This window comes from Actinoplanes sp. NPDC023801 (assembly GCF_040639655.1).
GTDB lineage: Bacteria > Actinomycetota > Actinomycetes > Mycobacteriales > Micromonosporaceae > Actinoplanes.
The window spans coordinates 70,525-83,557 of the sequence record NZ_JBFAAI010000006.1 but is presented as its reverse complement, the minus strand read 5'-3'; the positions used below and the strand labels follow the sequence as shown (position 1 = coordinate 83,557).

The following is a 13,033-nucleotide window of genomic DNA, read 5'->3' as shown; positions in this document are numbered from 1 at the left end:
GGTTCACGCCGACTCGTCGACACCCGGGTTTACGCCGATTCGTCGAGGCCCCTCAGGACCAGCGGGAGCCGGTCCGGGCCGGCCGGGTCGATCACGATCGGCACACCCCAGTCCTGGCGGGTCAGGTGGCAGGCACCGAACTCAGCGTCCACGTCACACGTCGCGGCCTGCGCGACAACCTGAAGAACACCCTTCGGTACGGCCGGATTGAGCACGATCCTCCGCGACAACTCGGTGGTCGTCCCCTCGCCCTCCAGCAGCAGCTCGGCCGGGGATGCCGACACGACCAGGCGTACCGGCGAGCCGAACTGGCCGTCCAGCTTCTGACCCGGCGCCGGCGTGAAGATCACATCCAGGGTGACCTCGCCCGGAGCCAGGTGCGACGGCGGTCGCTCCGTCCGGTGCCGTTCCCCGTCGACCCGCTTGACCACACCCGCAGCAAGCCGGGTCAGCCGGTGCGCGGCCGACTCCACCACGACCACCGTGCCATCGGCCAGCGCCAGGACGTCGCTCGGCTCGGCCAGACCCGAATCCACCGTGGACACCTCGTCCGAGGCCGGGTCGAACCGCCGGACCGCCCCGTTGTAGGTGTCGGCGACCAGAACCGAACCGTCCGCCATCGCCGCCACGCCGAGCGGATGCTGGAACAGCGCCTCCCCCGCAGGCCCATCCACGTGACCGAAATCGAACAGTCCCTGACCGACTGCGGTATGCATCACACCGCCCTCGACATAACGCAGCGCCGAGGTCTCGCTGTCCGCGATCCACAACCGGTCACCGGCCGCGGACAGACCCGACGGCTGCGCCATCCACACGTCCGGGATCGGGCCGTCCCGCAGCGCCTCCACGGTCGTACCGGCGTAAACACCGACCGTGCGCTTGATCGGGTCGAACCACCACAGCTGGTGGATACCCGCCATCGCGATGATCACCCGGTCGTCGAACCAGGCCAGATCCCACGGCGACGACAGGTCCGCGGCGATCGCGTCATGCGCGTGATCGTCGACCGCCGACCGCCACGGCCGTCCGGAACCGGCCACCAGCGTCACCTCGCCGGTCTTGGTGTCGAACCCGCGGAGCTGATGATTGACCGTGTCCGCCACCACCACGTCGTAGCCGGCGATCGCGGCCACCGCGGGCGGCAGCAGGACCAGGCCCTGCGGCTCACTGAACGGCTCACCGCGTACGCCGCTGCCGATCCGGCGGACCAGCGTCTCCCCGTCGGGCGTCAACTCGACCAGAGAATGCCGCGCCGAGTCGGAGACCAGCAGGTTTCCGCCGGGCAGTTCGATCACCTTGCCCGGGAAGCGGAGTAGGCCCTCCGGGGCGGGCGGCGGAACGTACGGCCCGTCGCCACGGTGCAGGGTGCCGTTCGCCTCATGCTTCGTGATCAGCTCGTCGATCAGCCGGGACAGTCCCTCGGCATGCCCCTCACCGGCCATCGACGCGACCAGGTAGCCCTCCGGATCCACCACGGCCAGGGTCGGCCAGGCCTTCGCCGCATACTGCTGCCACACGTGCATGTCGCCGTCGTCGATCACCGGGTGGTGCACGCCGTACCGCTCGACGGCGGCGGCCAGGGCTTCCGGGTCACGCTCGTGCTCGAACTTCGGCGAATGCACACCGATCACCACGACGGCGTCGCCGTACTTCTCCTCCAACGGCCGCAGCTCGTCCAGGACGTGCAGGCAATTAATGCAGCAGAACGTCCAGAAATCCAGTATTAGGATCTTGCCCCGCAGATCGGCCAGGGTGAGAGCTTTACCGCCGGTGTTGAGCCAGCCGCGACCCTTGAGTTCGGGCGCACGCACGCGAAATTCCATGCACCCATCGTGCCCCACCCATCTTCCCGCCCAGCCGGCTGCCATCGCCCGCCGCCATCGCCCGCCCGGGCGCCGCCGTCCCCGCTCGCCGCCGTTGTCACCCGCCTGCCGCCCGCCGCCGCTCGCCCGCCGCCTTCGCCCGCGATCTTGTGAGGTTCGGGCCGGACGTTCTGCCGGAACCTCACCAGATCGGCTGTTCTGGGAGCTTGTTGGTGGAGGCTCGTTCGTGGAAGACAGATCGGCCCCGCTCCGACGGGAGCGGGGCCGATCCTGAAGCCGATCGTCAGCCGTTCTTCTGCAGGCAGAGCACCTGGTTGCCGTCGTCCTTCGGGATGATCACGTGAGGCTGCTGCGCATCGCCGCACTGCTCCTTGGCCGTCCCCACGGAGATCACCTTGAAGGTGTCCGCCTCGGAGCACTCAGCCGCCACCGCGGTGTCGCCGCTGCGCTTCACGCAGTCACCGGTGGCCACGTCCAGGCCACCACCGCGAGAGATCAGATAGACCAGGCCGAACACCACGGCAAGCAGAAGTGCGGCACCGAGCACCACGGCCAGAGCCACCGGCACGGTACGTACGTTCGTCTTCGCAGGCGGCGGAGGGGGCGTCGTCGGCTCGGCCTTGAACTGGTCGAACCGGCCCTGCTCCTCGGCCGGACCGGGCCAGCTCGTGGTGTCCTCGGGACCCGGCGGGGTCACCGTGGCACGGGCCGCCGGGCTGGCCGGGTACAGGCCACCGCCGGGCTGCTCGCCGGGCATCGGCGGCAGTGCGGGCGGCGGGACGTACGGCGAGTTGCCCCGGCCGGAGACGTCCGTGGTGTGCTCGTTGAACTGGTCCGCCTGGCGACCGCGGCCGGCGAGGTCGGTGGTGAACTCGTTGTACGGCGGGCCGGACTGGTCACCGCCGCCACCGAACGGGGGCTGACCGGCACCCGGGAACTGCGGCTGACCCGAACCAGGGAACTGCGGCTGACCGGAACCGGGGAACTGCGGCGAACCGGGCATGCCGGCCGGGCCGCCGAACTGGTCGCCGGACCCCCCGAACGGCGGGCCGGACTGCTCGCCCGGTCCTCCGAACGGCTGGCCCGACTGGTCGCCGGGCCTTCCGAACGACGGCTGGCCGGACGGGTCGCCGGGTCCCCCGAACGGGGAACCTGCCGGGTTGCCGGTAGCTCCGAACGGGGGCTGACCGCCGCCCGGCACCTGGGACGAGCCCGGAGTGTCGCCCGGGAACTGAGGAGAGCCCGGCATCGCGTACGGGGAACCACCACCCGGCGGCTCCGGCGGAGAGACCCGGGCACTCGCCGTCGCTCGGGCGGTTGCCCTGGCCGGTGACTGCGGAGCAACACCCGGGGTTCCGGGACCGTCCCCGGACGGCGGCTGGAACCGGTTGTCGTCACCGGGCCCGCCCCGAAGAGGCGCCGCGGAGCCGTAGGTGCTGCCCGCGGGCGGGAAACCACCGGACGGCGGCTCCTCGTCGGAGTGCGATCCGCCCGGGAACGGCGTGTTGCCGCCGGGGCCGCCTCGGTCCTCGGTACCGCGCTGCGGCAGGCCGAAGCCACCGGACGGACTGTCGTCCTGCGGCCGGACACCGAAGCCGTTCTGATCCTGCGGTCGCGAGCCGAACGGGCCGTCACCCTGGCCGCCGAAGCCGCCATCGTCCTGCGGGCGAGCCCCGTACGGACTGTCGTCCTGCGGGCGACTCCCGAATGGTGCCGCCGGAGCAAATCCGTCGGAAGCGCTGTCCTCGTGCTGGCCGCCGAAGGGCGCGGCCGGTGCGGGCGGGAATCCGCCGGGACCGTCGCCGGGCCGCTCGCCGTACGGACCGGACGTGAACCCACCGGACTGGTTGTCCCCGGACTGACCTGGCCGCTCGCCGTACGTGCCACCGGCCGCGAAGCCGCCCGGCGCACCCTCTCCGGGCCGCTCGCCGAACGGTGAGGCCGGTGCCGGCGGGAATTCGCCGGGCCGCTCGCTGTACGGGGCGCCCCCGAAGCCACCGGGCTGCCCGTGCTGGCCACCGAACGGTGCGTCGGCAGAGTCGCCGGCCTGGTCGTCGCCGGGCCGTCCACCGAACGGTGACGTCGGTGCGGGCGGGAAGCCGGCCGGGCCGTCACCCTGCGGGAAGGCCGGGTCCGGGCGGAAACCGCCGGATGGGCTCTCGTCCCGGATCGGCAGTCCGCTGGGCCTGCTCGGCTGACCCGGAGCGAACGGCGCGGCCGAACCGCTGTCGCCTCGCTGTGGCAGGCCGCTGGGCTGCCCCCCGCCGAACGGCGGCTCGTCGGTGCGGGACGAGTTGTCGGCGGGTTCGTCGGGTGCCGGTTCGGTCGGGCGGCCGTACACCCGTGCCTGCGGAGCCGCACTGGGCGGCGGTATCTCGGCACCCTCAGGCGGGGTGACCCGGACACCGGGAACCGAAGCGCTGGCCGTCACCGGGCGGGCCGAGCCGACCGCGGGTTTCTTCGCCGGGTCACGCGGCTGCGGGACCGGCGAGGCGCTCTGCGGGTCGAGTGCCGAACCGAGTGGATCGCCACCGGGCTGTTCGTCTCCACCCGCTGGCGGCAACGCCCCGCCACTGGCGAGCGCGGCGCCGGGAACTCGCTGCGGATAACCGGAAGCCGCCACCGGAGGCTGATCGTCGGACCCGCCACCGAAAGGCTGACCGGCAATTCCGCTGCCGAAGGGCTGATCGCCGGGTCCGGCACCGAAGGCCTGGTCACCGGGCCCGGCACCGAATGGCTGGTCGGTGGATGCGCCGCTGAACGGTTGCTGGCCGCGCACGGGCAGGTCCAGACCGGGCTGGCCGCCGGACGGGGCCTCGGCCGCCGGTCCGGCCGGCGCGCGCAGCGGGAAGCCACCCCCCTCGCCACGCCGGGACGGGAAGGTGTTGCTGACGGCCGGCGGCGGCGGGCCGGGATCGGCCGGGGTCTCGGGAGTGCGGACGTTCTGCATCCAGCTGTTCTGCGCGGGACCGGCGCTGAACGAGCTGGCCGCCGGGTCCTCGGGAAGATCGGAGAGACTTGCGCCGGGAACGCGTACCGGCTGGTCGCCGAAGGCGGAGAAGGACCGCCCGAGACCGCCGTCCTCGGGCGCGCTGGCACCCGGCGTGCGGGTCGGCAGGCCGCTGGAGCTGAACCGTCCGTCGGGCGCGGAGTCGGGGGCACCGGGAGCGGGCGGCGGCGGAGCAGCAGCCGCGCGGGCGGGCGGTGGCGCGGAGCCGACCGGCCCGAACGACGATGCGCCCTGGTCGGCGGAACCGAATGCCGGGGGTGGCGGGGCGGCCGAGCCGACCGATGCGGACCCGCTCGGAACGGGCCCGGCAGGCGGTGCCCAGGACGACTGCGGCGGACCGGCGTCGAGCGGCGTGGGAGCCGGAACGGACGCGGCGCCGGAAGCGGGTGCGGACCCGTAGGTCGGCGGGGGTGCGTCGGGCTGCCCGTACTGCGAGGGCGAGACCGAGCCGTACGGCGAGGCGTCGGGCTGCGGCACACGGGCGGAGCCGTACGGCGTACCGCCGCCGGAGGTGGGGCCCGCGCCGAAGGTCGAGACTGCGGGCACGACGAACGGCGAACCTCCGCCGGGAGTCGTGGCCGGTGGTGGCCCGTACGAGTTGGGGAAGCCCTCGACGGGTGGTTGGGCCGATGCCCGACCGGCGACCCGCTGTGCGTCGGGGTCGTGCGGGAACCCGCCCGACGTGGGTCCGCCCGACGTGGCCTCGGCCGGCTGACCGGCGTGCTGCCCCTCGGACGTCATACGCGCCTCCTCATCGATGCGGCCGTGCCAGCTTTGCACGGACGCGACCCCCCTCGGCTTCCTTACCGCCGCAGGGCCGTGCCAGCTTTCCGGCTTGGCCGTGCTGGGGCCTGGGCGTTGGTCGTCGCCCGGTGACCCCGGTCCCCGCTCCGACCGGCCGTGCCGGTTTGGGGACCGTGCCCACGGTACCGGGCGTGCGCGGCGGTAGGAATCCCGGTGTACGCCCCGCGGGGACGTCGAGCCGATCTTCACGGTGGTATCGGACACGAAACGGCCCGCCCGGGTGATCCGGGCGGGCCGTGAAACGTGTCGAGAAACCTCGGCGGCGGGCCGGTGGGTCTCAGTTGGTCCAGCGCCGCTGGGCGATGACGGCGATCTCGTCGCGCATGGCCTGAGTGGGCGCCGCCTGCATGGCCCGCTCGATGGCGCGGTTCTGGCGGCTGATCATCCGGTTCCGGCGAATGCGGTCGATCATGTTCATGGCACTGCTCACTTCTCTCCCGCGGTGGCGGGTGTCGCTATGACGAGCGTCGCCGATTCGCTTGTGGCGACTTCCGGCGCGCGTCCCGTTGTCGACTCAAGTATCCGCCGACAACGGCAACGCGGCCAGTGATTCAGAGGGTGAGCTGGGTCATGAGCCTAAGGATCGAAAGTCAACTAGCTGACAGGGCCGAATGAACTTAGGTCCAGCTGAGCAGAGTGCCCTCCGGGTCGGTCAGGAAGGCGCCGATGTCCCGCAGGAACTTCGAGCCCAGTTCGCCATCGATGATCCGGTGGTCGAACGAGAGCCCGAGGGTGGTGACCTGGCGAATCCTGATCTTCCCCTTGTGCACCCACGGTGTCGGCCGGATCGCGCCGAACGCCAGGATCGCCGACTCGCCCGGAGGCAGGATCGGCGTTCCGGTGTCGATCCCGAACACGCCCACGTTGGTGATCGAGAACGTTCCGCCGGTCATGTCCGACGGCGGGGTCTTGCCCGACTTGGCGGTACGGACCAGCGCGTTCAGGGCGTCGGCCAGCTCCCGAAGGTTGAGACGGCCGGCGTCGGAGATGTTCGGGACGATCAGGCCGCGCTCGGTGGCCGCGGCGATGCCGAGGTTCACGTAGTCCTTGACCACGATCTCCCCGGTCGCCCCGGACCAGGTCGAGTTGACCATCGGGTGCCGTTTCACCGCGAGCAGCACGGCCTTCGCCACCAGCAGCAGCGGGGAGATCCGCGTCTCGGCGAACTCGGGCCGTGCCTTCAGCTTCTCCAGCGTCTTCATCGATCGGGTCACGTCGACCGTCAGGAACTCGGTGACGTGCGGTGCCGTGAACGCCGACGCGACCATGTTCTCCGCGGTGAGCTTGCGTACCCCCTTGATCGGGATGCGCTGCTCACGGGAACCGTCGGCCACCAGGGTGGCCGGCGGTTCCGATACGACGGCCTGAGATACAACGGGCTGAGAGGCGGCCAGCTGTACGTCCTCGCGCGTCACCGAACCCATCGGCCCGGTCCCGCTGATCGTGGTGAGGTCGACGCCGAGATCACGGGCGAGCTTCCGGACGGGCGGTTTGGCGAGAACCGGCCCGGTCCGGACCACGGGTGCCGGAGCCGCGACCGGAGCCGCAACTGCGACCGGGGCCGGAGCCGGGGCCGGGGTCGCGACCGGGGCCGGCACGACAGCTGCCGGAGCGGACGCGCCGCCCGTACCGCTGCGGGGTCGCCTTTTCGCGGTCGTGGTCCGCGGGCCGTAACCGACGAGCACCGCCGTACGCCCGCCGGGCGCCGGTCCGCCGATGAGGCCCGCCTCGGTCTCACCCTCCGCAACGGGGGCGGAGGCCGGTTCCTCGGCGACAGAGCCGCCTGGGTCGGTGTCGATGGAGATGATCGGCTGACCGACCTCGACCACCGACCCGGACTCGTGGAAGATCCGGGTGACGACGCCGCCCCATTTCGCGGGGATCTCGACGGCCGCCTTGGCGGTCTCCACCTCGACGATCGGCTGGTTGAGCTCGATGGTGTCGCCCACCTTGACCAGCCAGGCGAGGATTTCGCCCTCGGTCAGTCCCTCACCGAGGTCGGGCAGGTTGAATTCCTTGATCCGCGACATCGGCGTCACCAGCCGAACGAACGGTCGACGGCGTCCAGGACCCGGTCCAGGTCCGGAAGGAACTCCTCCTCCAGCCGCGACGCCGGGTAGGGGACGTCGTAGCCGGTCACCCGCAGGACGGGCGCCTCGAGCGAGTAGAAGCAGTTCTCGGTGATCCGGGCGGCGATCTCGGCGCCGAGACCACCGTTGCCCTGGGCCTCGTGGACGACGACGGCGCGGCCGGTCCGCTTGACCGACTCGAAGATCACCGGGTAGTCGATGGGGGAGAGCGAGCGCAGGTCGATTACCTCCAGCTCACGGCCGTCCTCGGCGGCGGCCGAGGCGGCGTCGAGCGCCACCCGGACCATCGGGCCGTACGCGAGCAGAGTCGCGTCCGTACCGGGCCGGGTCACCCTGGCCGAGTGCAGCGGGTGCGCCCGGTCGAGCGGCGCCTCCAGGTCGACCTCGCCCTTCTCCCAGTAGCGCCGCTTCGGCTCGAAGAAGATCACCGGGTCGTCGGAGGCGATCGCCTGCTGCAACATGGTGTACGCGTCGGCCGGGTTGGAGCAGCTCACGACCTTGAGGCCGGGGGTGTGCGCGAAGTATGCCTCGGGCGACTCGGAGTGGTGCTCGACCGCGCCGATGCCGCCGCCGAACGGGATCCGAATGGTGATCGGCAGCCGCAGCTTGCCCCGGGAGCGGTAATGCATCTTCGCCACCTGGGCGACGATCTGGTTGTACGCCGGGAAGACGAAGCCGTCGAACTGGATCTCGCACACCGGCCGGAACCCGCGGATGGCGAGGCCGACCGCGGTGCCGACGATGCCGGCCTCGGCCAGCGGGGTGTCGATGACCCGGTCCTCGCCGAAGTCCTTCTGCAGGGCGTCGGTGATGCGGAAGACGCCGCCGAGCTTGCCGACGTCCTCGCCCATGATCACGACCTTGGGGTCGTTCTCCATGGCGCGGCGCAGGCCGTGGTTGAGGGCTTTGCCCAGGGTGGTCGTCTCGGCCATCAGTGCCCACTCCCCTCGAAGGACGCCTGGTACTCGGTGAAGGCGGCGCGCTGCGCGTCGATCTCCGGCGAGCCGTTGGGATAGACGTGGTCGAAAAGGGTCACAGGTTGTGGATCAGGCATGGCCAGCACCCGTTCACGCAGTTCCAGAGCCTGCTTCTGGGCGTCCGCGTCCACCTCGGCGAAGAAGTCCTTCTTCACGATCTTCTGCTTGGCCAGGAAGGCCTTGAGCCGGCTGATCGGGTCCTTCGCCTTCCAGGACTCGACCTCGCTCGCGATGCGGTAACGGGTCGGGTCGTCGGAGCTGGTGTGGGCACCCATCCGGTACGTGTACGCCTCGATCAGGGTCGGGCCCTGCCCGTTGCGGGCGTTGTCCAGCGCGGCCCGGGTGACGGCGTAGGTCGCCAGCACGTCGTTGCCGTCCACCCGGATGCCGGGGAAGCCGTAGCCGCCGGCCCGCTGGTAGAGCGGCACGCGGGTCTGCCGCTCCAGCGGCTCGGAGATCGCGTACTGGTTGTTCTGGCAGAAGAAGACGATCGGGGCGTTGAACACGCCGGACCAGACGAACGACTCGTTGACCTCGCCCTGGCTGGTCGCGCCGTCACCGAAGTAGGCGATCACGGCCTCACCGTCGGGCGTACCGGTCTTGCCGTCCATCGTGACGCCCATGGCGTAACCGGTGGCGTGCAGGGTCTGCGAGCCGATCACGATCGTGTACTGGTTGAACTTGAACTCGTTGGGATCCCAGCCGCCCTGGTCGACGCCACGGAACAGGCCGAACGGCATGATCGGGTCGATACCCCGGCAGTAGAGAACCCCGTGCTCGCGGTAGGTCGGGAAAGCCATGTCCTGCGGGCGCAATGCCCGGCCCGAGCCGACCTGCGCCGCCTCCTGGCCCAGCAGGCTGGCCCAGATACCCAATTCGCCCTGTCGCTGCAGTGCCACCGCCTCGGTGTCGAGTCGGCGGACGGTGACCAGATCCCGATAGAGGTCGCGGTACTCCTCATCGGTGAAGTCGACGGAGTACGTCGTCCCGTCAGCGGTGGTGACGCTGTCGACACGCTCGCCGTCGGGGGTCAGCAGTTGGACGAAGCCGCCGGCCGGGACATCGGTCCCCGCCACGCTCTCGCCTTTCGCCATCCGTGTCTCCTGTTTCCTCGTTGCGCCCGCGGCGGGTGTCTCCCGGCCACGCGGCTGACCTCTTCAAGGTGCCGCGCCTGGCCCGGGTCGGGGTTGCCGCGCGGCATGTTCCGGCTGTGGCCGGGACGGCTGCCGTGGCCCCGCTGATCGGCGGTGGCGACAGCGGCGGTGCCGTCGCCCCCATCCTGACAGAGAGAGTGAGCGGCATTACAGCCTGCGTAGATCACGAATCCAGATTTCTGCTGTATATCGTTAAGGGTATTTGTCTGATTTAGACACTTTTGTCCTCGCACTCTGGACGAATAGCCCAAGCGCGCCGCTGCCGAAAGCGCCATGCCTCGTTCATCCCCAATGACCGGAACGGATCCAAGTTGATCTTTTGGTTTGGGGGATCCACGCGTGCCGCACCTGCCCGACGACGACTATGCGCCGCCCCCCAAGGTGCTGCGCAAGCGCCTCAACGGGGTGTACCGCGAGGATCTGGGCTTCTCCGGTCCCACCCGGCGCTACGTGCTCACCGTCGCCATGCTCGTCGGCCTCGCGTCGGTGCCCACCCTCGCGGTCCTCACCACCGGATCCAGCGAAATCACCGGCGACGACCGCCCGGGGGCCATGGACGTGCCGTTCCTGCCGCCACCCGCCAGCGGGCCGGTGCTGCCGCCCATCGATCCGGTGCCTGCTCCGGCACCGTCCTCGGCGGCTTCGCCGACCGACTTCAGAACACCACCGCGCGGGTACGGCCAGAGCACCCGCCAACCCACGCCGGCCGGCCCGGCCGTACCCCCGGGTCCGGAGAGCCCGGCCGTACCCGCAGGTCCGGAGAGCCCGCCACGGTCCGGCACGTCCACGGGCACCAATGACGGCGTCAGGCCAGGGAAGGGCCCGCGTGACGAGCCGCGGACCGGCTCCACGACTCGTGCCACGCCGTCCCGGACCCACGCCACCTCTCGTCCGGCACCGCCGGGCAAACCCGCCGTGCCACTTCCCAAGCCGCCGCGCGACACCACTCCGCATCGTGGCGAACCGCCAAGAGACCGCGATCCGCACCGCGGCGAGCCGTCCAAGGGTCGCCACCCGCATGGTGGTGAGCCGCCCAAGGGCCGCGATCCGCATGGTGGTGAGGCGCCCAAGGGCCGTCATTCGCATGGTGGTGAGCCGCCCAGGGGCCGCGACTCGCATGGTGGCGAGCCGCCCAGGGACTCCGGTCCCCACCGTGGTGCGCCGTCCCGGATTCCGGTCGTGCCGGATCTGCCGACCGTGCCCGACGAGGACCGGATTCCGGAGCCGGTGCTGCCCGACGACTTCCCGACGGTGCCCGGCCTGCCGGAGGTTCCGGGCGAGCCCGATTCCGATCGTCGTGAATCCGACCCGGGCGGTTCCGGCCGTCCGGACAGGGGTATGCGCGACCCAGATGGGCGCAACGGCCGCGCCCGTTCCAGCAATCCGGACGAACCGCCGGCGCAGCCCCGTCGACGGAAGAAAGCCTGCCAGAACGCCACCGCACCGCCCGAGCGGTCCGGCCGGCGCCACACCGACCGCACCAACAGCGGCTCACGCCCGGCCGGCGACCCGCCCCGGCGTGACCAAGGATCCTCCCGTTCCGCAGTCCACGAAAGCCGGTCATCGGACCGGCTCCGGCCGAGTCGGAGGTCAGCAGTGGCCGATCGCCCGTACAACATCCGCCCGTCCCGGATCCTGGAGCAGAGCTACGGCGGCGGCGACCTCAACGTCGTCCCCCGCCTGCTGGCCGACTCCAACTCCGAGGAGAACCGGCTCGCCAACCGGCCGTACCGCGGTCAGCACCGGGCCGAACACACGAACTACCCCGACGAGCGTGGCGCCTCCTACGACCGCAGCTCCCGGGTCGGCCGCCACCACGCCGAAGCCAACCCGGACGCCCCGTACATCAACCGCCGCTGACCCCACCGCCTGGCGGGGTTGGAGTGAGGCTGGGCGTTACCGCTGTCTCAGCTGCGCCGAGACCACGCTGCGCGACAGCTGGGTTTGACGGCTGGGGTTACTCGTCGCGGTTGGCCTCGAGCCAGGCGTCGATGGCTGCCGAGTCGCTGGGGTCGACGCCCTCGGCGATGAGCTGCGCCACCGCCGCCGTGGCCGGGCTGCGCCGCTCGCCGGTCGTGTAGAGCCGGGCGAACTCCGGGATCAGCTCCTCCATCGCGGTCTCGATCTCGCGGGCTGCCGCGTCGGGCAGGCGACGCCGTCTGGTCGCATAGGCGGACCAGGCGCGGACCACCCGCGGCATCATGGCCGCGTCGTCCAGGTCGAGAACGGCGCGCCGGTGCACCCAGTCCAGCAGGAACAGCCCGGCGACGGCCGGACTCCAGCGCAGCGGATCGCCGCCCGGCAGGCTCATCGCGTGGTCGAGGACCAGGCCGAGACAGAAGTCCAGGGAAGCGCCGTCCGGCGTGGTGGCGGGGCCGGTGGGCAGCTCGAACTTGGCCGCCTCCGGTGCGGACAGGAAATCCCGGACCAGTTCGGTGCTGTCCGGTCCGGCCGGTTCGGCGAGCGGAGGGGTGGTCACCGCCGGAAGCAGCGAGATCCGGGCGGCGGCCAGTGCCCGGTCGGTGGACAGCGAGCCGTCCGCCGGCAGATCGCCGAGCTCGTCGGTGACTCGCAGGTGCCGGCCCACCTCGTCGCGCAGCCGGCCCGGGTCCTCGCTGCGGAACCAGGTCAGCTCGTCGGCGGCGCAGATCTCACGTACCTGGTCGAGAAGGGTGCCGGCCGACGTGGACACGAAGACGTCCTTGGTGATGCCGATGTTGTGGTCGACGAGGGCCACCACGGCGTGGTCGGGCCCGCCGCCGGTGCCGTCCTCGTAGGCGAAGGTGACCAGGTAGGAGGTCTGATCGCCGTACACGTCGCCGTACGCCCAGCAGCCGGTCGGCCGGACCCGCCCGAGCTGTGCGGCCCACTCCGGGGCCTCCGGGGCGTGACCCACCAGGGCCGCCCCGTCCGCGTCCGGAACAAGCGTGGCGAACACCTCGCGGATGGTCGTGGTCGCCGGTTCCTCCGGATCGGTCGTCGCGATCAGGAACCGGCCCACGAAGTCGCGGACCGCCTCGGCCCGGTCGTCGAGGGCCACCGCGTAGACGCTGCCGAGCAGCGCGGTGCCGAGCATCTCGGCGTCGAGCGCGCAGCCGAGTTTCGTGACGTCACGGGCTGCGTGCAGCACGGCGTCGTACACCGTTCGGGGCGCTGACATGCCGCGAGCCTACGC

General features: G+C 71.4%; 8 protein-coding genes. 1 reads left to right on the top strand and 7 read right to left on the bottom strand.

What is annotated here, in order from left to right; genetic code table 11:
- Nucleotides 1–29: 29 nt before the first annotated feature.
- The 6 genes from AB0G04_RS14025 to pdhA form a co-directional block, all read right to left on the bottom strand.
- The gene (locus tag AB0G04_RS14025; protein ID WP_360981859.1) at nucleotides 30–1,823 is read right to left on the bottom strand and encodes an NHL domain-containing thioredoxin family protein; all 1,794 of its coding nucleotides are present in this window, start codon (nucleotides 1,821–1,823) and stop codon (nucleotides 30–32) included.
- Between the two features lie 283 nt (nucleotides 1,824–2,106).
- Nucleotides 2,107–5,574, bottom strand: coding sequence for a hypothetical protein (locus tag AB0G04_RS14020; RefSeq protein ID WP_360981857.1), 3,468 nt, complete (start codon nucleotides 5,572–5,574; stop codon nucleotides 2,107–2,109).
- Nucleotides 5,575–5,914: 340 nt separating this feature from the next.
- Nucleotides 5,915–6,055 (bottom strand): hypothetical protein, encoded by a 141-nt coding sequence (locus AB0G04_RS14015; RefSeq protein WP_317789281.1) that lies wholly within the window; start codon nucleotides 6,053–6,055, stop codon nucleotides 5,915–5,917.
- A 199-nt stretch (nucleotides 6,056–6,254) separates the two neighbouring features.
- Nucleotides 6,255–7,676, bottom strand: a complete 1,422-nt coding sequence (locus AB0G04_RS14010; protein ID WP_360981855.1) for a dihydrolipoamide acetyltransferase family protein — start codon at nucleotides 7,674–7,676, stop codon at nucleotides 6,255–6,257.
- Complete coding sequence (locus tag AB0G04_RS14005; protein ID WP_360982285.1) at nucleotides 7,673–8,662, bottom strand: alpha-ketoacid dehydrogenase subunit beta; 990 nt, start codon at nucleotides 8,660–8,662, stop codon at nucleotides 7,673–7,675. Before AB0G04_RS14005 ends, AB0G04_RS14010 begins: the two co-directional genes overlap by 4 nt.
- Complete coding sequence (pdhA, locus tag AB0G04_RS14000) at nucleotides 8,659–9,798, bottom strand: pyruvate dehydrogenase (acetyl-transferring) E1 component subunit alpha (protein WP_360981853.1); 1,140 nt, start codon at nucleotides 9,796–9,798, stop codon at nucleotides 8,659–8,661. Before pdhA ends, AB0G04_RS14005 begins: the two co-directional genes overlap by 4 nt.
- 399 nt (nucleotides 9,799–10,197) lie before the next feature.
- Between pdhA and AB0G04_RS13995 the strand changes: the two genes are divergently transcribed.
- Nucleotides 10,198–11,718, top strand: a complete 1,521-nt coding sequence (locus AB0G04_RS13995) for a hypothetical protein (protein ID WP_360981851.1) — start codon at nucleotides 10,198–10,200, stop codon at nucleotides 11,716–11,718.
- 97 nt (nucleotides 11,719–11,815) lie between these two features.
- On the opposite strand, the gene AB0G04_RS13990 is transcribed toward AB0G04_RS13995, so the two are convergent.
- The gene (locus AB0G04_RS13990) at nucleotides 11,816–13,018 is read right to left on the bottom strand and encodes a hypothetical protein (RefSeq protein ID WP_360981849.1); all 1,203 of its coding nucleotides are present in this window, start codon (nucleotides 13,016–13,018) and stop codon (nucleotides 11,816–11,818) included.
- Between the last annotated feature and the right edge of the window lie 15 nt (nucleotides 13,019–13,033).

What these genes read in the sequence shown, in the direction of transcription:
- pdhA (WP_360981853.1), bottom strand. Translation starts at nt 9,798, where the DNA reads ATGGCGAAAGGCGAGAGCGTGGCGGGGACCGATGTCCCGGCCGGCGGC.
- AB0G04_RS14025 (WP_360981859.1), bottom strand. Translation starts at nt 1,823, where the DNA reads ATGGAATTTCGCGTGCGTGCGCCCGAACTCAAGGGTCGCGGCTGGCTC.
- AB0G04_RS13990 (WP_360981849.1), bottom strand. Translation starts at nt 13,018, where the DNA reads ATGTCAGCGCCCCGAACGGTGTACGACGCCGTGCTGCACGCAGCCCGT.
- AB0G04_RS14020 (WP_360981857.1), bottom strand. Translation starts at nt 5,574, where the DNA reads ATGACGTCCGAGGGGCAGCACGCCGGTCAGCCGGCCGAGGCCACGTCG.
- AB0G04_RS14015 (WP_317789281.1), bottom strand. Translation starts at nt 6,055, where the DNA reads ATGAACATGATCGACCGCATTCGCCGGAACCGGATGATCAGCCGCCAG.